Annotated in this window: 14 protein-coding genes; 7 read left to right on the top strand and 7 right to left on the bottom strand. The window is 59.4% G+C overall.

The genetic code is table 11. The features are described from left to right. Positions 1-407: 407 nt before the first annotated feature. The 3 genes from TBK1r_RS09790 to TBK1r_RS09800 form a co-directional block, all read right to left on the bottom strand. Complete coding sequence (locus TBK1r_RS09790) at positions 408-1,556, bottom strand: DUF5658 family protein (protein ID WP_145209488.1); 1,149 nt, start codon at positions 1,554-1,556, stop codon at positions 408-410. A gap of 801 nt (positions 1,557-2,357) precedes the next feature. Next, positions 2,358-3,836: a DUF1501 domain-containing protein gene (locus TBK1r_RS09795; RefSeq protein WP_419581177.1), complete on the bottom strand. Its 1,479-nt coding sequence runs from the start codon at positions 3,834-3,836 to the stop codon at positions 2,358-2,360. Positions 3,837-3,844: 8 nt separating this feature from the next. Beyond that, positions 3,845-6,883 carry a PSD1 and planctomycete cytochrome C domain-containing protein gene (locus TBK1r_RS09800; RefSeq protein WP_145209512.1) on the bottom strand — a complete coding sequence of 1,013 codons (3,039 nt, stop codon included), beginning with the start codon at positions 6,881-6,883 and terminating at the stop codon, positions 3,845-3,847. Between the two features lie 208 nt (positions 6,884-7,091). On the opposite strand from TBK1r_RS09800, the gene TBK1r_RS09805 reads away from it, so the two are divergent. From TBK1r_RS09805 to TBK1r_RS09820, 4 genes are all read left to right on the top strand, one after another. Continuing rightward, positions 7,092-8,195 (top strand): D-TA family PLP-dependent enzyme, encoded by a 1,104-nt coding sequence (locus TBK1r_RS09805; RefSeq protein ID WP_145209515.1) that lies wholly within the window; start codon positions 7,092-7,094, stop codon positions 8,193-8,195. A gap of 73 nt (positions 8,196-8,268) precedes the next feature. Further along, positions 8,269-9,630 carry an MFS transporter gene (locus TBK1r_RS09810; RefSeq protein ID WP_419581178.1) on the top strand — a complete coding sequence of 454 codons (1,362 nt, stop codon included), beginning with the start codon at positions 8,269-8,271 and terminating at the stop codon, positions 9,628-9,630. A gap of 146 nt (positions 9,631-9,776) precedes the next feature. Continuing rightward, on the top strand, positions 9,777-10,859 hold the full coding sequence (locus TBK1r_RS09815) for a dipeptidase (protein ID WP_145209521.1): 1,083 nt from the start codon (positions 9,777-9,779) through the stop codon (positions 10,857-10,859). A gap of 245 nt (positions 10,860-11,104) precedes the next feature. Further along, complete coding sequence (locus tag TBK1r_RS09820) at positions 11,105-11,959, top strand: hypothetical protein (RefSeq protein ID WP_145209524.1); 855 nt, start codon at positions 11,105-11,107, stop codon at positions 11,957-11,959. A 145-nt stretch (positions 11,960-12,104) separates the two neighbouring features. On the opposite strand, the gene TBK1r_RS38460 is transcribed toward TBK1r_RS09820, so the two are convergent. Then, entirely contained in the window at positions 12,105-12,920 is an 816-nt protein-coding gene (locus tag TBK1r_RS38460) for a hypothetical protein (RefSeq protein WP_419581179.1), read from the bottom strand. Positions 12,921-13,684: 764 nt separating this feature from the next. Then, positions 13,685-14,788 (bottom strand): hypothetical protein, encoded by a 1,104-nt coding sequence (locus TBK1r_RS09830; RefSeq protein WP_145209530.1) that lies wholly within the window; start codon positions 14,786-14,788, stop codon positions 13,685-13,687. 493 nt (positions 14,789-15,281) lie between these two features. Between TBK1r_RS09830 and TBK1r_RS09835 the strand changes: the two genes are divergently transcribed. Next, complete coding sequence (locus tag TBK1r_RS09835) at positions 15,282-16,574, top strand: hypothetical protein (protein WP_419581180.1); 1,293 nt, start codon at positions 15,282-15,284, stop codon at positions 16,572-16,574. A gap of 789 nt (positions 16,575-17,363) precedes the next feature. On the opposite strand, the gene TBK1r_RS09840 is transcribed toward TBK1r_RS09835, so the two are convergent. Both TBK1r_RS09840 and TBK1r_RS09845 read right to left on the bottom strand, forming a co-directional pair. Continuing rightward, on the bottom strand, positions 17,364-18,335 hold the full coding sequence (locus TBK1r_RS09840; RefSeq protein WP_145209533.1) for a threonine ammonia-lyase: 972 nt from the start codon (positions 18,333-18,335) through the stop codon (positions 17,364-17,366). Positions 18,336-18,416: 81 nt separating this feature from the next. After that, positions 18,417-19,793: a Trx7/PDZ domain-containing (seleno)protein gene (locus TBK1r_RS09845; protein WP_145209536.1), complete on the bottom strand. Its 1,377-nt coding sequence runs from the start codon at positions 19,791-19,793 to the stop codon at positions 18,417-18,419. A gap of 219 nt (positions 19,794-20,012) precedes the next feature. Here TBK1r_RS09845 and TBK1r_RS09850 point away from each other — a divergent pair, with 219 nt between their 5' ends. Further along, on the top strand, positions 20,013-21,047 hold the full coding sequence (locus tag TBK1r_RS09850) for an AAA family ATPase (protein ID WP_259633908.1): 1,035 nt from the start codon (positions 20,013-20,015) through the stop codon (positions 21,045-21,047). A gap of 93 nt (positions 21,048-21,140) precedes the next feature. Then, positions 21,141-22,100 (top strand): DUF58 domain-containing protein, encoded by a 960-nt coding sequence (locus TBK1r_RS09855; protein WP_419581181.1) that lies wholly within the window; start codon positions 21,141-21,143, stop codon positions 22,098-22,100. The last annotated feature ends 2 nt before the right edge of the window (positions 22,101-22,102 follow it).

A 22,102-nucleotide genomic window follows, 5' to 3' on the forward strand; every position in this document is an offset into this window, starting at 1 on the left:
GAAAGCCCAACCCGCTCGACTGGCCCGGATTGTGCTGGGACTTTCGTTTTCAGCGCAAACCTCTATACCCAAACAACTTAGCGACACTCACCGCCGGTCGCCACCAGCCCCCCGCCGCTGTTTTTTGGGCCAAGTGAGAAAATTGACGAAATTTTGAACCAGACGGCCCCGCCCTGCCCCGAAGCGTCGCCGCTATTTCTGTCGCTCAAATGCTGTGAAATTCCGGGTCCTGCTAACCAACGCGGTGAAGCATTTTGTTAGCGGTAGGGCGCGAGCCCTCCGGTGTTTCGGGGACGAGGAGGGACCGGAGGGCTTGCGCCCTGCCGCTAACACCTCGTCAAACGCAGGGATTAAATGCTTCACAGCGTTGTCTGCTAACCGTCAGCCCCGTTGGGGAAACAGCCCGGTTACAGAAACATCGACTGAAACATCACCCAGCGGGCCGTCAACAGCGTCAGCAGCAAACAACACCACCACGACGCCACCTGGGCGACCGGTCGTCGATGCAGCCGATACAGAATGCCGATCGACATCCCCGTGACCGTCGCCTTGAACAAGAACAAGCGAACCGGTTCGGCGATCATCCCGCTGCCCAACGGATTGAGCTCGCGCATCAGCCCCGCGTTCGCAGTCCCCAACGTCCAAATCAAATCCACCGCCGACAGCAACGCGACAATCAACAACGATTGCCCCACCACCTTGCGATGCTTGGACCAGTCGGTCGGATCCGTTGCCGAACTCTCGATCTGAGGGCGGTTGGACAGCAAGTGGCCGAAGCCGAGCACCACCACCGCCATCGCGAATACCGTCAACGGGTAAGAGATTTTGGAGATCCAATGGGTCGCTGCGGTCACCCGCTCGCCGTCGGCTTCCGCTTGATCGAATTTCTTCAGCTTCGCTTCCACTTGCTCGCTGAATTCCGGAGTCGGCTGGAATTCCGTCAACAATCGACTCAAACTCGCATCGGTCGGTTCCACACGACTGGAAATTTGCGTCATCGCCGCCGGGCCGTCAGAGTCACGCAAGGCGCGAAGCAAATCCATCCCTCCCTGTTCGGGATAAAGCATCCGCGGCCGCTCTCCCGAATACAGGACAACGATCATGCCGAAATCGACCGACCGAATGTCCTCGTAGAACCGTCGATAGAGGTCCGCGGGCGAAGCTTCCACAGGTTCGCGAAAACGCCAAGTCTCTTCTGTATAGTTGACCCGTTGTACCTGTGGATCACCGTGTGTCACCCGAGCCTCACGCCCCCAACGCGGTCGCCGCCGGCCGAAACGCCCTTCACGCTCACGCTCTCGCTCCCGTTCCTCGTATTCGGACAAGTCGAACGCGTCTGCCTTGAATTCGCGTCCGTTGATCGTCAACGCATCCCCGTCAAAGTCGACTTCATAGGGTGATGGCACATACCGCCCCTCCAAAAAGATGAACCCTTGCATCTTCGGGTTCCCGCCGACCGACTCCGCCCTCACCGTTCCGGCCGCCTGCCCGGCCCCCATCAGTGCCGCGAGCAGGCCAAGCCACGCAAAATGAAAGCCAAACACTGAGCGGTCCATCGGATTCCTCGATCTAGAAACAAACTTGCTGAGCCCAAAGGCGAAACGTAGCGCTCTGCGTTATTGAATCCGATTGACCCCCGAAAGTTTCGCATAAGATTTGCAGGTTATTGGCACTCAAGTTTCGGGTAGTGGACGAGGCGACGAGTCCTCCGCAGTCGGTGTAGTGGACGAGGCGACGAGTCCTCCGCAGTCGGTGTAGCGGACGAGGCGACGAGTCCTCCGCAGTCGGTGTAGCGGACGAGGCGACGAGTCCTCCGCAGTCGGTGTAGCGGACGAGGCGACGAGTCCTCCGCAGTCGGGTAGTGGACGAGGCGACGAGTCCTCCGCAGTCGGGTAGTGGACGAGGCGACGAGTCCTCCGCAGTCGGTGTAGTGGACGAGGCGACGAGTCCTCCGCAATCGTGTAGTGGACGAGGCGACGAGTCCTCCGCAGTCGGGTAGCGGACGAGGCGACGAGCCTCCGCAGTCAGTGTAGTGAACGAGGCGACGAGTCCTCCGCAGTCGGGTAGTGGACGAGGCGACGAGTCCTCCGCAGTCGGTGTAGTGGACGCGGCGACGAGTCCTCCGCAGTCGGGTAGTGGACGAGGCGACGAGTCCTCTGCAGTCGGCATGTGGGCAGGGACTCGTCGCCTCGTCCACTACCGCCTACCCGAAAACCAAGATAGCCAAACGGCTGATCTTCACTTGACATCAGCTGGTTTGCGCCAGCGCGAGCGGCCTCCTCATCGGTGTTCACTTAGAGGTATCGGGCTCGCGCCCTTCCGCAAATCACGAACACCCCATTTAGCGGCAAACGAACCTACGCCAGCAGTTCGCGGACGATGCGCCCTTCCACATCCGTTAGGCGGAACTCTCGCCCCTGATAACGATACGTCAGCCGCTCGTGATCAAGCCCCAGCAGGTGCAACACGGTGGCGTTGAGGTCGTGAACGTGCACACCGTCCTGGACCACATCCATGCCAAATTCATCGGTCTTGCCATAGCGGACGCCGCCCTTCACCCCGCCGCCGGCCAGCCAACACGTGAACGCGTCCTTGTGATGGTCCCGGCCGGCCAGCCCCTGACCCTTGTTGCTGCCCTGGTTGAGTGGCGTACGCCCGAACTCTGATCCCCAAATGATCAAGGTGTCGTTGAGCAAACCGCGTCGCTTGAGATCACCGATCAACGCGGCAATCGGGCGATCGGTCTGTCGACATTTCTCCGGCAGACGCTTTTCGATGTTGCCATGATGATCCCAATCGGAATCGTAAAGCTCGATCAGTCGGACGCCGCGCTCGACCAACCGCCTGGCCAACAAGCAGTTGTTGGCAAACGACGCGTTGCCCGGCTCGGCACCATACAGCGCCAACGTCTCCTCCGACTCCCCGTCCAGACTCATCAGTTCGGGGACCGACATTTGCATCCGATACGACATCTCGTACTGGCTGATCCGCGTCGCGATCTCCTCGTCCCCGGTCGCCAAGCGATGCTGCTCGTTGAGTTCCCCCAAGGCGTCCAAGACCTGACGGCGTTCCTGCATCGAACGGCCTTCGGGGTTGGAAAGGAACAACACCGGATCGCCCTTGGAACGAAATTGAATGCCCTGATAAATGCTCGGCAAAAAGCCAGGCGACCACATGCTGGTGCCCGCCCCGCCGGCCGGCCCGCTGAGCATGACCACGTATCCGGGCAGGTCCTTGTTTTCCGAGCCGAGTCCGTAGCTGACCCACGAACCAAAACTGGGCCGCCCGCCGCGACCGAATCCGGAGTGCAAAAACATCTGCGCCGGGGCGTGGTTGATTTCATCGGTGTGCATCGAATGAATGAACGCCAATTCATCTGCGACCTGGCTGAGGTGTGGCCACAACTCGCTCATCGTGTGCCCGCACTGGCCCTGCCGCGAAAACTTCCACGGCGAACCGGCGAGCGTGGACGTCTTGCCGATGAACGCAAAGTCGCGTCCCTTGGTGACCTCCGGCGGGCAAGGCTGGTTGTGTCGTTTGACCAGTTCGGGCTTTTCCTGAAACAAATCGAACTGCGACGGCGCCCCGATCATGTGCAGATAAATCACATGCTTGGCGCGCGGCGCGAAGTGCGGCCCGGCGGTCGCGGCGAACGAATCTTCACTCAGCAGTGACGCCAGTGCGATTGAGCCGAATCCGATTCCGCCGGTACCAAGAAACCCACGCCGGTCAAACCGAACGACGTCATCGACGTCGCTGCGATTGGCCTGGGAACGGGAATTCACTTTGCGACGCGACATGCGATGACGATTTGATGTGGAAGGCAATGCGTTCATCAGACGACTCAGTCTTTGGTGATGGTTTCGTGCAGGTTCAGCAGCGCGGTGGTGACGCCGTACATCGGATCGGCAGAATCCGATTGCTGACGATACAGATGACGAAGCGTCGCAAGCTCACTGGCATTGGGTTGCCGCGCCGTGCACAACTGAAAGGCAAACTCGATTTGGTCGTCGATCGATGCGTCGCCCCTTTCGGCCGCGATTCTTGACGACAGGGCTTGGGCGGCTTCCACATAAACCGGATCGTTCAGCAAGGTTAACGCTTGCAACGGAGTGTTGGTCCGAGAACGCTTGACGGTGCAGGCCAAACGCGCGGTGGCGTCGAAGTTAATGAAACTGGGATACGGCGAGCCCCTTTTGACGACGACGTAGATGCCACGCCGATGTCGCTCGCCGCCCGGGCTGACTTCATAGTCATACGCCTCGCCGCCGACCTTGGACCACACACCGTCGGGTTGGTAGGGGCGAATCGATGGGCCGTGTTGCCGTAAACTCAACAAGCCGGCGATGGCCAATGCATTGTCGCGAATCATCTCGGCGTCCATTCGAAAACGCGGCCCACGCGCCAGCAGACGGTTCTCCGGGTCGACGTCGCGAAGTTCATAGCGAACGTTGGACGAGTGTTGATAGGTCGCTGACGTGACGATGGTCTTCAGCAAACGTTTCATCGACCACCCCTTGTCCATCAACTCAACCGCCAACCAATCAAGCAGTTGAGGGTGCGAGGGCGATTCGCCCTTGATGCCAAAATCCTCGGGCGTGGTGACAATGCCGGCGCCGAAAAGTTCCATCCACCAACGGTTGACGGTCACGCGAGCCACGAGCGGATTGTCGCGTGAAACCAACCAACGGGCCAGCGTCAGACGGTCCTCCGGCCCGTCAGGGCAAGGGTGCAAGACCGCCGGCGTGCCGGGCTGAACCGGATCGCCCGGCGTGCGATAATCGCCCCGCTCAAACACCGCGGACGTTCGCGGTTGGTCCAGTTCGATCATCACCAACGTCGTGTCGGGCGTCAGCTGCTTGATCTGCTTTTGCAGCTGAGCGATCTGCTTGTCGAGTGCATTGAATGCCTTGTCCCGCTCGACCCGGTATTGAACCAGCGTCTTTCGTTCCTTGTCCGACCGTTCGGCCGGAGACTTTCGCGCCGCCCGGGCGATCACTTCGGGAACGGCTTCGGCGTCAACGTCTCCGGTCACGACCGAAAGCTTGAAGCGACCGATGGTCAGCGCTCGGCCGAAGTGTTGCGTCATCGTGATCGCCAGCGGTCGATCGGCGGCAAGCTCGATCGGTTCGTCCAGCACAAACGTCGCCCAGTGCGGTTTGCCCTGTTGCGGTGAAATCGCCCAGCCGCTCTTCGGATCGTCATCGATCGCGCCGGCCACGGGATAGTTCTTTTGCGAAAAACTCGCCTTCGCCGCCGAGAAAGAAAGCGTCTGTTTTCGCTCCACCGTATCAGCCCCAGCGCCGACCCCAGCGTTTGCAACACGCTCCACCTGAAAATCGTTCAAGACAAAATTGCGGCGTTCATTCCGCCCCGGCCCAGAATCGGGAAGCGACTCGTCGAGCATCACGTCCAAGCGAATCGCGGTGACGCGAGGCACCTGGGCGGTTGCCACAACCCTGTACTGGTCCTTGTCCGGCGGGTCACCGCCTTGCAGCAAGATCGAACCATCATCGAGGCGTTCATACGAATCGGTCGTGCCTTCGGATTCAAACTCGATGACTTCGAGCGTGTGTGCCTGCGGTGATTGAGCAATCAACTCGGAAAGCCCCTCGCCCCATTCGTCCAGACCGGCGGACAGTTCCTCACGGCGTTGCTGTTGTTGGCTTTTGAGGTCATCAAGTTGTCGCTGAAGCTCCACGCGTTGTTGGTCGCGCGGCGGATCTTCCAAAGGCATGCTGGGACCTTGGAACTTGATCGACGAAGGTTGCTTGGGATTGGCGCGGTCGGCTTCCTGCACCGTGTTGTTGAAATAGGCCAACAACTGATAGTACTCCTCCGTTGTGAACGGATCGTACTTGTGATCATGACACTGGCAGCACTCCAACGTCGTCCCCAACCAAACGGCGCCGGTCGTATTGACCCGATCGATGACTTGCTCGATACGGGTTTCTTCGGGCAGCGATCCGGCTTCGACGTTGGTCGGCGTGCAGCGGTGGAACCCCGTCGCGATTTTTTGTGACGCCGTCGCGGCGGGCAGCAGGTCGCCGGCGACTTGCTCGATCGTGAACTGATCAAATGGCATGTCGTCGTTGAGCGCGTTGATGACCCAATCGCGATAGGCCCAGATGTCGCGAAAGTTGTCGCGTTGAAATCCATGGGAATCGGCATAGCGTGCCAAGTCCAACCAGGGACGCGCCCAACGTTCGCCGAACTGTGGACGACTGAGCAAGGAATCGACGATCGACTCGTACTGTTGGCGGCTCGGATCGCGAACGAACGCCTCGACCTCGCCGGGCGTCGGCGGCAGTCCGATCAAGTCCAAATACAACCGGCGGATCAGTTTTTCCGGCCGCGCCTTCGGCGCCGGAGTCAGGTTCTCCGCTTCAAGTCGGTGCAGCACAAAATGGTCGATCGGCGATTGCGGCCACGCGGTGTCGCGAACGTCCGGCAAGGCGGGTCGGCGCGGGGCGACGTAGGCCCAGTGCTGGGCTACGACGAACGTTTCCGGCCAAACCGCTCCGCCCGCGATCCAGCGACGCAGCGCATCGACCTGTGATGCGGACAACGGATCGCCGATCGCCGGCATGATTTCGTCGTGCCCGCGCGGCAAGACTACACGTCGCAGCAGTTCGCTCTCTTGGGGATTCCCCGGCTCCACCGAACCCGACTCGAGAAGATCATTGCGGCGATCCAAACGCAAACCGGCTTCCTGCTTTTCCGCTCCATGGCATTCAAAGCAAGACCGCTGCAAGATCGGGTAGACGTCCTTGGCAAATTCGACCGTGCGCGTCGACGCGGGCTCGGCAGCAACCAGCGATGCAAACGAAGTCGTGATCAAGAATCCGACCAGAACGACATGCAGGAGCTTGAGGAGACTCATGGCGGGGTGGGGAAGGGCGTGCTGTTTCAACGGGATCGGAAGCGGCGGGATGCATGGTGAGGGAGGATGATCCGCGGTCCATTGTAAATCATTACAACCCCCGACGCGTCGTCGTCGTTATACTCCGGGCTCCCGCCGCCAAAGTTCCACTTCACTGCGAATGACGGCCCCCCCACCCCACCCTCCGGTTATCCCTGAAAACGAATTGATGCCGTCCTGGTACGAACTCGACAACGCCGACGAAATCCCGTCCCCAACCCTGCTGATCTACCCCCATCGTGTGCGGGCCAACCTTCAACGCATGATCGCCTGGGCAGGCGTCGATCGTTTGCGACCACACGTCAAGACGCACAAGTTGCCGCAGATCATTCAGATGAAGCTGGAGGCCGGGATCGGTAAGTTCAAAACCTCCACGATCGCGGAGGCGGAGATGACAGCGGCGGCCGGCGGACGCGACGTGCTCCTCGCCTATCAGCCCGTCGGGCCCAACATCCGGCGGCTGGTGGAACTCGTCAGGGCGTTTCCCCAAACCCAGTTTTCGACGATCGTCGACGACACCCGAATCGCCCAGTCGCTCTCCGAGGCCGCCCAGCGCCGGCAAGTCAACGTGGACGTGTTGATCGATTTGAACATCGGGATGAATCGGACCGGCATTCGACCCAACGCCGATGCCGTTGCGTTGTACCGATTCCTTGCCGCCGCCAAGGGGCTTCGTCCGGCGGGGCTGCACGCCTACGACGGGCACATCCATGACACCGACGAGGCGTTGGTTCGGCGACAGGTTGCCGCCGCGTTTGAGCCGGTGTGGGACTTGCGACGGGAACTTGTGGCCGAAGGCTTGGCGGTCCCCAAAGTCGTCGGCTGCGGCACGGTCTCGTCCAGAATTTTAGCCGCCGAGCACGACATCGAAGTCAGCGCGGGAACGTCGGTGCTCTGGGACGCCGGTCAGCCGACCTTCACGCCACCGATGGAAGTCGATCAGGCCGCCGTGCTGCTGGCCCGCGTGATCAGCCGGCCCGCCCCAGGACTGCTTTGCATCGACCTGGGCTACAAAGCGGTCGCGTCGGAAATGCAGCCTCCGCGGGTTGCGTTTTTTGGACTCGACGACGCCGAAGCCGTGGGGCACAGCGAAGAACACTTGGTGCTGAAGACCGATCGTGCGGACGATTATCCCGTCGGCGCCGTGTTGTATGGCGTTCCCACCCACATCTGCCCGACGGTCGCCTTGCACGCGGAAGTCTGGTGCGTCGACAACGGACGCGCCGTCGAGCCCTGGCCCGTCGTGGCCAGGGCCAGACGGATCACCATTTGAACAACGCCCGTGGGAGAAGCGTCCAGCCGATCCCGCCAGCTTCCTCGCACGATGCTCTCTCAGGCAGAAACACATGGATTCCCCCCCCGATTCAACGCAAGTCGAGATTCAGCCCACGTCGGTGCGAAAACGGATCATCGCCGTCAGCGTGTTGATGGCGTTCATGCTGTATCTGGACCGTGTCTGCCTTGGCGAAATCGTCAAGAGCGATTCCTTCCTGAACGATTTCAAGGGAGCCTCACGAGAACAAATCGGCGAGGTGTTGGGCGCGTTCTTTTTTGCCTACGCGCTCTTTCAAGTGCCTTCGGGTTGGGCCAGCGATCGGTTCGGCGGACGGATCATGTTGACGTTTTACATCCTCGCGTGGTCGCTGTTGACCGGATGGTCGGGCATGGGAGCGACGCTGGGCGCCTTGCTGGTCGCACGACTGGCCTTCGGTGTCGCCCAAGCGGGCGCGTACGCGACCAGCAGTGGCGTGATCCGCAATTGGTTTCACTTTCGCGCCCGCGCCCAGGCCAGTTCCTTCGTCTCGATCGGCGGGCGACTCGGCGGAACGCTGGCACCATTCCTGACCACGTTTCTGGTTTATCAACTCAGCAGCTGGCGCTACGTGCTGTATCTGTATTGCGTCGTCGGGTTGATCGTCGCAGTCGCCTATTACGTGATCGTTCGAAACCGGCCGGAGGAGCATGCGGGGGTCAATGATGCGGAACTGGAACTGATCGGCCGCGCGGATCAAACGGCCGCCGAAACGGCCGCGGCGACAACAAACCTACGTGACATCGGACCGATGATGCTGGCGATCATCCGAAGTCGCTCGCTGTGGCTCAATTCGCTGGCCCAGTTCTGTTTGGTGTTCGGTTGGGCGTTCTTGATCACCTGGCTGCCGACGTTCTTGAAAGAAGAACGCGGCGTCGAAGCGTTGCTCGGTTCGCTGATGGTCACCGGGGTGCTGGCGATCGCCATTCCCGGCCAGTTGATCGGCGGTTGGCTGGGCAATCACGCCGTCGTGCGTTTGGGTCACCGTTGGGGCCGAATCGTACCGCTGGCGGTAACGTGTTGCCTGGCCGGATTTGCCTACCTCGGCTGTTTGAGCTACCAATCGGTCTGGTGGGTGGTGGCGTGCTGTGCGATGGTGTCGCTGATGACCGATATCGGCAACCCGACGGTCTGGGCGTTCATGCAAGATGTGGGCGGACGAAACACCGCCGCCGTGTTCGGCTGGGGGAACATGTGGGGCAACTTCGGCGCCGCGGCCAGTTCGATCGTGGTGCCGCGGTTGATGACACTCGGCGAAGCGTCCGGCAGCGGCGAAACCTACGTGTTCGTGACCTGCGCCGGCATGTACTTCCTGGCCGCGATCGCCGTGCTCGGGACCGATGCGACCCGGCAGGTCCGCCGATCGGATTCCGAAGCGACCCCATCGGAACCTTAGCCACAGCGGTTTTGTCACTCAGCGGTTTTGTCACTCAGCGGTTTTGTCACTCAGCGGTTTTGTCACTCAGCGGTTTTGTAATTTCCGCGTTGAACCTTCGAACCTCCCTTTCAGCTCTCCCCTCCCCTGCTCTGCCCGGACGAACGATGAACTTGATCTTTGACGCCCACCTCGATCTCAGCATGAACGCGATCGAATGGAATCGGGACCTGCGGCGACCGGTGTCTGAAATCCGAGACGCCGAACGGAACTTGCCGCCGCTGATGAAGGGGCAAGGGGCCGGCGTGGTTTCGCTCAGCGACATGCGCCGCGGCGGAATCGGACTCTGTGTCGCCACCCAGATCGCCGGCTGCATGAAACCTCGCTCGTTCGTCGCCAACTGGGAATCACCGTCGCAAGCTTGGGCGATGACTCAGGGGCAACTCGCCTGGTACCGGGAGATGGAAGAACAGAACGAGATGTTTCAAATCCGGGATCTTCAAGGTTTGGAAAGCCATCTCCGACGCTGGGCCGATCCGACCGCCGCGGCCAAAGCCAACGCCCCGATCGGGTACATCTTGTCCCTGGAAGGCGCCGATTCGATCGTCACACTGGATCATTTGGACCGTGCTTGGGAGTACGGTTTGCGGGCGCTGGGGCCATCGCACTACGGGATCGGCCGCTATTCGATGGGGCACGACGTCGAAGGAGGTCTGCCGCACGAGGGCCGCGAATTGATTCGCCGAATGGACCAGCTGGGCATCATCCTCGACGCCACGCACCTCAACGACGCCTGTTTTTGGGAAGCCCTGGATCTGTTCGGCGGGTCGATTTGGGCCAGCCATCAGATGTGCCGCGCCTTGGTCGACGATCCGCGGCAGTTCAGCGACGATCAAATCAAAGCGGTGATCGATCGCGGCGGCGTGCTGGGGGCAGCGTTTGACGTCTGGATGGTCGTGCCCGGATTCGTTCGGGGCCAATCTCATCCCAAGGACATGAACATCACACTCGAAGACATCGCCAACCACATCGACCACATTTGCCAATTGGCCGGCAACGCCAATCACTGTGGGTTGGGCAGTGACTTGGACGGGGGCTTTGGAAACGAACAATGCCCCCGCGATGTCGATACGATTGCCGACCTGCAGAAACTCGAAAGCCTGCTGGCCGGCCGAGGCTACAGCGAATCGGATCGTGCCGCGATCTTCCACGGCAACTTTGTCCGCGTGCTTCGCCAAGCCTGGGGCTAGGCACACCTGCACAGGCCGTTTCGGAAAGATGTTTTAGACGCACTGGAAAATCTTTTTCCAGAGCATTGCGAGGACCATGACTGATTGTCGGGTGTGTTCCGGCATTCGACTCCAAAAGATGCCTTTTCTTGCATTTTCTATCACGCCCCATCGAATTGGCCCAATGCTTGCGTTAGTGGAGAGAGCAATGAGCTGAGTTGTTCGAAGCTCAATCCCCTTCTCCCCTTCCCATGAGACGTTGAGCAATGAAGATGACCCTTGCGTTCGCTGCTTTGGTGGCTGGTTTTGGTGTTTTGGCAGGCAATTCCGGTGCCGACGAACCGGCTGTCAAGCAAGCCGATCGACCGACGATTCGAGACGAACGTCCCGAAAACTTGCGTGGCTGGGTGATCGTGTCCAACAGTGCCTACTGGCCGCTCTGCTACGAGGCATTGGAGAATCTGACGGAGGTGCGCAATCAAGCCGCTTCGACAGACAGCGCGGCGCTGGCCGAGTCGCTCGACAAGTGCTCCGCATGGCTCAATCTGGCCGCGTCCGCTGCCATGGTCCGTGAGGAATCGAGAATCATGACGATCGCCGACACGATCGACGAAGTGTCGGTCTGTCTGCAAGAAAACGAAACGCCGCCGACCCCGCGAGAGATTGAAGTGCTCGCAACGATGGGCGAACTGGCAGTCGCCAAGTCGCACCTGATTCGTGCCACCAGCGACCACGCACAGCGTAAAACGTCACAGTACCAGCCCAACAGGAAACCGGTTTCCGCCGAACTGGCCGCAGACGAAAAAGAGATTCGATCGGCCCGGGTCGAACGCGACCGTGACCAGTACCGCTACGACGTCGGACAATCACTCCGGCACCTGACCGTCGCCCAAGTCTACCTGCGTGCCGTCGCCGAACAAGGCGAAATCGAACTCGGTGAACTCGCATCCGAAACGGTGGCCCCGCTCCAAGGTCAGGAAACTGGCGGAGCGTTGGTGACCAAAGACATGGAGATCAACCTGCTGGCCGAGAAACTGATGAAAGCCATCGACGCCGCACAGACTCGCCTGGCAACGGAACTGAAATGGCAATCCAAGGCCGTCGCATCGAGCGAAAACTGAGCGGACGTCGTGAAGTAGTGCTCAACGAAAGGACTCCGTGGCAGTCTTGACTGCCTCGAACAAACGATCGGATTGCGTCGCGATTGATTTCCGACGCAATCCGATCGTGTTTTATTGATCGACCAACGGATTCGTTTCAAACGGCTTAGAATGGGGCGACGTCATCGTCGCGGTCACCGGCTGTTGGCACTCCGGCAAGTTGGGCCAGTTCTTCAAACATCTGACTCACCGCTTCGCTCGACGGCTCGTCGGCGGTGGCGATGAAGTAATCCGGTTGGATCCCGAGCTGCGTTTTGATGACCGTCGCGATTTCGGGATCGGCATCCATCAACGTCGCCGCCATCTCAAAGTCTCGGTCGTCCAACATCTGGTCGGCGAGACTTTCCAACAAGCTGAACCAGTGCTGCAGATCACCATCGCCGTCGGGGGTGTATCGCAAGTACGCTTCAATCTCCTCGGGTGTCAGCCCCTCCCGGAGACACTTTTCCTGGTAGGCCGCGGTGATCAGTTCCTGCCAACTCTGTTCGTCCTCCTCCCCTTCGTCACCGCCGTCATCGTATTCGTCGTACTCGTCGTCATCATCCTCCAAATCCAGCTCGTCCTCGTCGAGCGTGTACTCCATCTCCGACGCGTCCATCCGTTCCAGGTCGCGTTCGATTTCGAGATAGGAAAGGACGTTTCGATAGACGGCGTAGAACGATGCTTTTTCCAGCGCGCTCCATTTCTCGGGATCGCCGGATCCGTTCAAGGCACAGCGGGAAACCGAAAGCAATAAACTCAGTTGCTGTTGCCAATGCAATTCATCAAACAAGGTGACGCCGAAGGACCAGATCGACACGTAGTCCTCGCTCCCGTCAAACAGCGCCTCGCGGAAAACATCCAGCATCACTCCGAGCGACTCGCGGTACAACGCCGCATGCGTGCCGGTCAACTGATGCGATTCATTGGGGTCAAAGATCACCTTGTCTCTCCATGGGGAGGCGATGGGGACGCGACATGCACGCCACGTGAACGCAACGACGACGAACCATTCATTGCATCGTTTCGCGACCATTTCCCCCATTCAGTACACGCCTAATCTGGCGTTCACGCCAACGGCCGTCTACACGACACCCACCAATTTATCCCATTCTCCCCTCCTTGCCGCCCCACCACCCAGGGTCTGTCCCCATTCACCAGGGTCTGTCCCCATTCACCAGGGTCTGTCCCCATTCACCAGGGTCTGTCCCCATTCACCAGGGTCTGTCCCCATTCACCAGGGTCTGTCCCCATTCACCAGGGTCTGTCCCCATTCACCAGGGTCTGTCCCCATTCACCAGGGTCTGTCCCCATTCACCAGGGTCTGTCCCCATTCACCAGGGTCTGTCCCCGATGGTTGCTACCAGGGTCTGTCCCCGATGGTTGCTAGCGACGGCCGGAGAAAGCTAAAAGCTGGTGGTTGCTACCAGGGTCTGTCCCCGATGGTTGCTAGCGACGGCCGGAGAAAGCTAAAAGCTGGCGTCAGCGCTGAGATTGTAAGCGCTACGTGATCGCGACCGACTGAGACAGCACGGCAAACTGCGACGCAGGATGCAACGCGAAGTTGCTCAGCGACGGAAAAGAACAAGTCATTTGGTGACTCACCACATTCGCGTCGCCCTCCGCGGTCACCGTGTGCAAATCCCGAGCGACTCGCAGCAGCGTGGTTTCGATTCCCTGGAAGGGATCGTTGAGAGGAGGGGTTCCCTAAGCGGCTTGGCCGAATAGGTCGCGGGCTTGCTTGGGCACGTAGAAACGACGCCCTGTCTGCTTGGTCCGCTTGGTATCGAGATGATCCGGCCGACCCGCGATAGTGGAAAACAGGCTGCCGAAGTTTGCGACGAGCGACAACCAAAGCGTCGGCGATAAACCAAGACGCTCCAAGATTGGCGGATATCCTTTCGGGGTGCAGCCTCGTTTGCCCGCAGCCAAATGACGAGCGCTCCAGTCCAACACCTCCAAGTAGTTCTCTTCGCTCATTGTGAGGAAGCCTTTATCGCTACAACGCGCGTTCGTTTTGCTCGGCTGCGGTCCAACTGGAGCATTTGCCTCGTGAAGATTCACGGGTGACAGAAAGGCGTCCGCACGGCGAGCTTGCGGAACGGCGGTTGGTGTATTGTCAACAACCGACGCGTTCGATTCGTCCGGTGGAGCCTGCTGTGAAGCCTGGACCGATTCGACCCGCCGTTGTGCCGACGTATGGTCACTCAGCTCAATCGTCTCCGCGAGGCACGCTCGGATTAGATTCAGATCGACATAGACAGAACAGGCCAAAACAGCCTCTTCATCGACCAGCGGAACCGCCTTGAAGCGTCCTTCGAAAAAGTGCCCCCTCGTGTCGTCTTCCATGTGGGCGCGTTGAGCGATTCGCTGATTCAACAGACGCATCCACCAGGAAATGTTGCTCAGCCGCTCGCGGATCTCGGCAAGCTTCTTGGGGCATTTCCGAATGCGATCCAGTTCCGACGCTGATGGCGCCATCGGATTGCCCTGGTCGTCTCGTCGCTCGGGGCAAATCATCAGCCAGCGCCGGGCCACTTCGGTGTCGTCCCACGTCTTTACGATGTCAGCGCGGGATCGCAGCACGAGGTGGAAGTGGTTGGAAAGAATGGCAAAGGACAGTAAGTCGATCGCGAAGCACGCTGCAAAACGTTGGAGGTACTCTTCGATCCAGACTTTACGGTGGTCGTAGTTCTTGCCTGAGATCGCATCCTCGCCGAAGAGCCAGCAAGCACGCGTGGTTCGGCTGATGACGTGAAAGACTTGAACTTCGCTCGGATCCACCACTTCGCAACGATTGGATCTTGCCATCGCAGAGTCTCCCCAACTCGTTTCAGGAAACTGCTGCGGGATTGAGGATCTTTCTCAACCATTCGCAGCGAAACTAACGAGTAATCGTGATACTCTGCCTAACTACACCCATTCCACCCGAATGGTCCTTGGAAGTCAAGTAAAAAATTTTCGCCGAACTGTGGTTTCAGTAGTCCAACAACAGCACCAGCGCGAAGGAATTCAAACTGGGGTCTGTCCCCGGCCAGGCGATTTGGGGACAGTCCCCACCAAAAGAGCCGCCCCACCAAAGGGCTGTCGCGGCTGGGTCCGAACGGAGACGCGGAAGATCCACATTGTGCGGGGCAGCCGAACAAACTAGATTCTATACATCCCGGTGCATTTCTATTATAAAGGCGATCACGACCTCGTGACTCAATCGTCGGGGCAGCGATTGAGAGGGGGCCGGCGAGCTGACGACTGATTGTGGCGGGGTTGTCTCACCACCGATTCTCAACACTTTGATGGCATCCCCATGTCCAGCGGCGACTTTCGTTTGTGTCCTGCCCTTCGCTGGCTCTCCATGGCCGTATGCAGCATCGGTCTGTTCATCGCACCTGCCGGAGCCCAGATTAATCTGAGCATCGATATCGAAAAGTCACCGTTTGAATACTCCCAAACGGCCGCCGACAACCGGGTCAGCCGGCTAGTCGACAAGTTGAATGCGAAAACGATTCAGGTGGAATACTCACGCGAAACGGGCTATCTACGGTCTCTCCTGCGTGCACTTGAGATCCCCGAATCTTCGCAAACACTGGTGTTTTCCAAGACAAGCATGCAGGTGCGTTACATCTCACGCCGTAACCCGCGTGCGATTTATTTCAACGACGACACCTACGTGGGATGGGTCCGGGGCAGTTCCCTGATGGAGATCTCAACGGCGGATCCGAAACTGGGCACCGCGTTCTACACTGTTGACATGATGCCATGGCGCGCCAAGGTCGAGCAGGCCTACTACGACTGCCTGGCTTGCCATGCGACGTCAATGACACAGGGCGTGCCAGGACACACCGTTCGCAGCGTCTATCCGGAGGTCGACGGCAGCGTGGCTTCGCAGCGCGAGTCATTCATCACCGACCACTCCAGCCCATTCTCGCAGCGGTGGGGAGGATGGTATGTGACCGGGAGACACGGGGAGATGCGCCACATGGGCAACGCGTTTCTTCGTGGCGGACAATTAGACACGCGCGAAAATGGAAACCGTTTGAGCCTGTGGGATGACTTCGAGACACACGATTATCTATCTCCCTACAGTGACATCGTTGCGTTGATGGTGTTGGAACACCAGACGCAAATGCACAACGCGATCACGCAAGCAGATTTTTCGCTGCGTCAGCTGCTGTACCAAGGTGATGGAACCGTCGAACGTAGCAACGAGGCGGCGGAATGGGATGCCCAGCTTCGATTGATCGCCAAGCCGGTCGTCGATTATGCGTTGTTTTGTAACGAGGCGGTACTCACCGACCCGGTCAACGGTTCGATCATTTTTGCTGAGGAGTTTAGCAATCGCGGGCCGGTGGACAGTCGTGGCCGATCGCTCCGAGACTTTGATTTGAAGACCCGAATGTTCAAGTACCCCTGCAGCTACTTGATCTATTCGCCAACCTTCGATTCCATGCAGAAGCCTCTCAAAGACGAAGTCACGCGTCAGTTGCTGGCAGTCTTGACGGGCGAAAATCAAGACGAAGCGTACCGTCACCTGGATGCCCAAACACGGGCGGACACGCTGGCGATTCTGCGTGAAACGAAGCCGGATCTGTTTCGCTGAAACGCTGCCGATCCACCCGAAGATCGGTGTTCAGCCAAATCATTCCGCGTCGTTGAACTAAATCAAATTAATTTCCGCTGCGACGTTTGACGTGCGGGGTTGGCGGGTCGGGGTTGGCGGGTCGGGGTTCAGTCGGACACGCTACTGTACAGCTGGCGCGAGCGTCGTGAATCCACCGGCCTAAGGTCGTCAGCGTTTTCGTGCGATAGCTGGCTTGATCTCCCGTCGCCCCTGGATTGAACCACAGACGCATGACTCCCTCGCAACTCGCCTCGTGTGGTCCGAGGGTGTTTTTCTTTTGTCAAAATATGAATCCCTCGCTGCCCACGACGCGCAGACCCTCCGCTGTGTCCGAACAATCCTCGCCCCCTCCCCACCCAAGCGATGCACATACCCCAATAACTCCATTCACCCTATTTCCACACGGGACTGTCCCCATGAATTTGATTCGGGGTCTGTCCCCACTGGGTTCGGGGACTGTCCCTATGAATTTGATTCGGGGGTCAATTTAATTCGGGGCCTGCCCTCTCTGCGTAGAGGGCTTCGCGGCACCAATCCGGGGCCTGTCCCCGGTGGGTTGATGGGTCCCGGGGTCTGTCCCCAGTGGGTTCGGGGTCTGTCCCCAGTGAGTTCGGGGTCTGTCCCCGGTGGGTTCGGGGTCTGTCCCCGGTCGGTTGTCCGGGGTCTGTCCCCGGTCGGTTGTCTGTCCCCGGTCGGTTGTCCCCGGTCGGTTGTCCCCGGTGGGTTGGGGGCGTTGATGAGGTGCCTGTTTGTGGCAGGGCAAGGGGTTTAGTTGCGTCCCAGCTGGCAATCGCCGAAGTTCAGGTTGCCGCCGCTGATGATCACGGCCGTCGATCGACCGGCGAAACGATCGGCGTTGTCGATCAGCCCGGCGAACGCCACCGCGCCGGACGGTTCGGCGACCAAGTGGGCGTCCTCGGCGATCGTCCGCATCGCCGATAGAATGGATGCCTCCGAGACAAGGAACAGATCGTCGACCAAGCTCTCAATGATCGGAAACGTGTGGTCACCGATTTGCGTGCGCAGACCGTCGGCGACGGTGTCATAACGGGTCGGCGGTTGTGGCGACCCGGCCTTCAAACTTCGCGCGGTGTCGTCGGCGAGTGCCGGTTCCACGGCATAGACTTTCACCTCCGGCCGAATCGTTTTGACGGCGACCAGAACTCCCGCCAACAGGCCTCCGCCGCCGACTGGCACCAGGATGGCTTCGAGCCCGCTGACCTGCTCGAGCAATTCCAACCCGACCGTTCCCTGCCCCGCCATCACCGCCGGCGTTTCGAAGGGATGCACCAGGATCGCACCGGTCCGCTGTTGCAGCTCGGCGGCAGCCTGTTCACGCTGCTGCGTCGACGGACCGCATAAGACCGGCGAGACGCCATAGGATTCGACCGCCGCAATTTTCTTCGGCGACGCGTTTTCGGGCATCACGATGAATGCCGGAATGCCTCGCAAACCAGCCGCGCGGGCGATCGCGGCGGCATGATTGCCGGACGAATGAGTCACGACGCCGCGGCGGGCATCCTCCTCGCTCAGACTCATCACCGCATTGACGGCACCACGCGCCTTGAACGCACCGACATGCTGCAAGTTTTCCGCCTTGAAGGATACGCCGCAGCCGAGCCGCTTGGAGATCACTTCGCAGTTGATCACGGGTGTGCGGACGACGTAGTCGGCGATCCGTTGCTGGGCCGATCGAATGTCGTCGAGGGTGATCACGGGAGGTCCGGTGGGAGATGACATGCGCGGTCCTTTTGCGATGGAGACGATCCTGCCTGCAATCGATCGGTTCACCGTTGATGCGGGCTGGAAGCCTAGCCGATGTTACTTCTGAATCGGCAACTTATAGGACAGCTCTTTTCCATCGCGCAACACCGTAACGTCGACTTGATCACCGGGCTGCTTTGACGTGACCACGTACGTCAACAAGTCTTGTTCGCTGGACAGGTCGGTTCGCCCGTCGAACGACGTGATCACATCACCCTCCAGAAATCCGGTTCGCTTGGCGGTTCCGTGGGGCCCGTATTTCCCGACTCGCTTGACGTGCAACGCCATGGTTTCGTTTCCAACGCCGACCGGTGTGGCATCGGAACGGGTCGACGGTTCCAACACCATGCCACCGGCAGCGATGCGACGCAGTCCCCACGTCGTCACGCGCCAGGACAAGTCACTGGCGCGGCGCCAGTCCTTGGGGAATCGCACCTGAGCCGCAACCGCTGAACCGTCGCGATTGATTTCAACCGGCACCGCGCCACCATCGGGATCGACGTTGTGCAACACCCACTGAATGTCGGCGATCGAGAGCATCGGTTGGCCGTCGAGCGTTGCGATCACGTCGCCGCTGCGTAGCCCTGCTTGAGCCGCGACCGAATCCTCCTGGACTTCTTTGACCGTCGCCCGCTCATTGGGATCCATGATCAGTCCGACGGTCTTCGGATGCGGGTACGGCCACAGCACCTTGTCGGGAATCGGTTTTCTGTCGTGCCAGTAGTACTCGCGTTGGGCGTCGCCGATCTGGTGACAGTGAATGCAGCTTTTCACGACGTCGCCATCGTAATTCAGACTGTCGGTAAATTTGTCTTTCAACGACGGGTAGCGTTCCGGCGACGAGACTTCCATCGGCCGGCCGCGTTTGCCCGCCAACGCCTCTTTGACCTTCGCGTGATCGGCATGCAAGTCCAGCGCCCCTTGCAGCGCCTTGGCGAGCCCTTTCAACGAGACGTCCCCCATCCATTCGGTACGGTGCGAACGCGTGCCGAATCGTCCATAGATCGTCTTGTCGGCGGCCAGAAAGAAGACGGCGAAGGATTGATCGGTGTCGTACTGGAACAGGTCCAAATCCAAACCGTTGGTTGCGACCTGACGCACACAGACGAATTGTTCCAACAGCGGGCGGATCACCGGATCGGTATCGACCAGCTCGTCGTCCAGCTTGACGCACTCGTGACATGGCAAACACCGCAGCACGACGACGATCGGCTTGCCCGTCCTTTTGGCTTCCTCGAAAGCCCCCGGAATGTCGTTGTACATCCAGAAACCTTCCCGTTCGACTTTCTCTTTGTCGCTACGAACGATTTCGTCGCGGGTCTGGGCGGTCAACGCCGTGCCGAGGGCAAACAACAGTAAAATCAGTGACGAGAATGCTCGCATGGAAATCTGCCTGAGCGGTGAGTTGGCGATCGGTCGGAATACATCTGCCATCAGTGTACCGCAACTGCCACGCGCCAACTTCCACACGCCGGTTGTGACATTGCGTAGTGCTCGGAAACCCGGCCCCGCCGCGGCGAAGGTGCACCCTACTTTCCAGACAATCTGTCTACCGAAAATCACCAATTCCTTTGCATCTGGTGGCGGGAACGGTTATCACTAGGTACCGGGGTGATGGCGGAGTTGCCATCGGTCCGACGAATCGACGAATCAATGCGAGACGGAACAATCAAGATGCAGTTGTCCGAGGGTGAGTTTCGAGCCGAGCTCAGCAAATTCCGTGACGAGTTCGAACTGTTACGGACCGAAGTGGCCAAACGAATCGTCGGCCAGGAGCCGATCGTCGATGGCGTGTTGATCTCGATGATCGCCGGCGGGCATGTGTTGCTCGAGGGCGTCCCGGGATTGGGAAAAACGCTGCTGGTACGGACGCTCAGCGAAGTTCTGGAGGCACCGTTTAGCCGGATCCAATTCACGCCCGATTTGATGCCGGCCGATTTGATCGGGACCAACATTTTGGTCGAAGGCGACCACGGGAAAAAGGAGTTCCAATTTCAGCGTGGGCCCCTCTTCGCCAACGTGGTCTTGGCGGATGAAATCAACCGCGCGACGCCGAAGACCCAGTCCGCGTTGTTGGAAGCGATGCAGGAACACAGCGTGACGGTCGCGGGGACGTCGCACCAGCTCGAAGGCGTGTTCTTTGTGTTGGCGACCCAGAACCCGTTGGAGATGGAAGGCACGTATCCGCTACCGGAAGCCCAGCTGGACCGATTCCTGATGAAGCTGTTGGTTCCGTTTCCGACGACCGAGGAAATGGAAACAATCATGGATCGCACGACCGCCGGCGAGATCCCACCGCCGGGCAAAGTCGTTTCAGGAGAACGCGTGTTACAGCTTCGTGATTTGTCGCGACAGATTCCGATCGCCGATGAAGTGCGCCGTTATGCGATCTTGCTGGTGATGGGGACACACCCCGAACACGAAGCGGCGACGGCGATGGTGCGACAGTTTGTGCGTTACGGCAGCAGCCCGCGGGGTGCACAAGCATTGATCTTGTGCGCCAAAATCAAAGCCGTCCTGGATGGACGTTTCCATGTTTGCAAGGACGATTTGAAATCGGTGGCCCACGGCGTGTTGAGGCACCGGGTGATGCTGAATTTTGAAGGCCAGGCCGAAGGGATCGTCGTTGACAAGATCATCGATGATCTGCTGGAAAAAATCGGCCAGGAAGCGGCGTTGGCGGGATAACCGCCGCGCAAATTTCAACACCTTGCCAGGCGGCCGCAGCTGCAAACCGCCGACGATCAGGCGGAGCCTTGCGGACACCGAGTTCCCAGCCGGATGCCTGTCGAACGATCAGCAGAACACGCCAACGTCGCCGATTCAGCCGCCCGACCCACATTCATGTTCGACTCCGATTTTTTAAAGCAACTCGAATACCTGTCGCTGCTGAGCAAGCGGATGTTTCAGGGTCAACTGCTCGCGCAGCGGCGGACGATGCAGACCGGTGGTGGGATCGAGTTCTCCGATCACCGCGAGTACATGCACGGCGATGACCTGCGTTACTTGGATTGGAATGTTTACGCCCGTCACGGCGATCTGTTGTTGAAACGATTCCAAGAAGAAGAGGACTTGCACGTCTATTTGTTGCTCGACGTGTCACAGAGCATGGAAGTCGACGAGACGTTCGCGACGGCGGAAGCTGCCGACCCGCCGAAATTTAAACTCGCCCGACAGATCGCCGCCGCGCTGGCCTACATTGCGTTGGCCGATCTGGATCGTGTTTCGATCGTCGCCTATGCGGACGGGGTCAAGGTGGTGATGCCGCTGGTGCGAGGCAAGGACCAAATCTTGAGCGTGCTTCGATTTCTAGAAGGATTGAAATGTCACGGTGAGCGAACGGATCTGCGTCGAACGGTGGGCGAATTCGTCGGCCGCGCTCCACGCACCGGTCTGGCGATCATCATCAGTGACCTGTTCGACCAAGACGGGTTCCGCGAAGGCGTCGACCGGCTGCGATACGCGCAGTTCGAACCACACGTGATCCAAATCCATACACGCCAGGAGGCAGACCCCAAGTTGTTGGGCGATGTGCAACTGGTCGATTGCGAAACGGGGACGGAGAAAAAAGTGACGGTCACCGAACGAAAACTTCGCCACTACAAACAGCTGTTTGAAACGTTTGTGCAAGAGGTCGAAACGTATTGCCGAACCCACGGATTGGCCCACACCCGCACGACAACGGACGTTCCGTTCGATGCGGTGCTGTTGAAAATGATGCGTGCCGCGGCGGTGGGGTAAAG

The sequence above is a fragment of the Stieleria magnilauensis genome (genome assembly GCA_007753675.1).
Lineage (GTDB): Bacteria > Planctomycetota > Planctomycetia > Pirellulales > Pirellulaceae > Stieleria > Stieleria magnilauensis.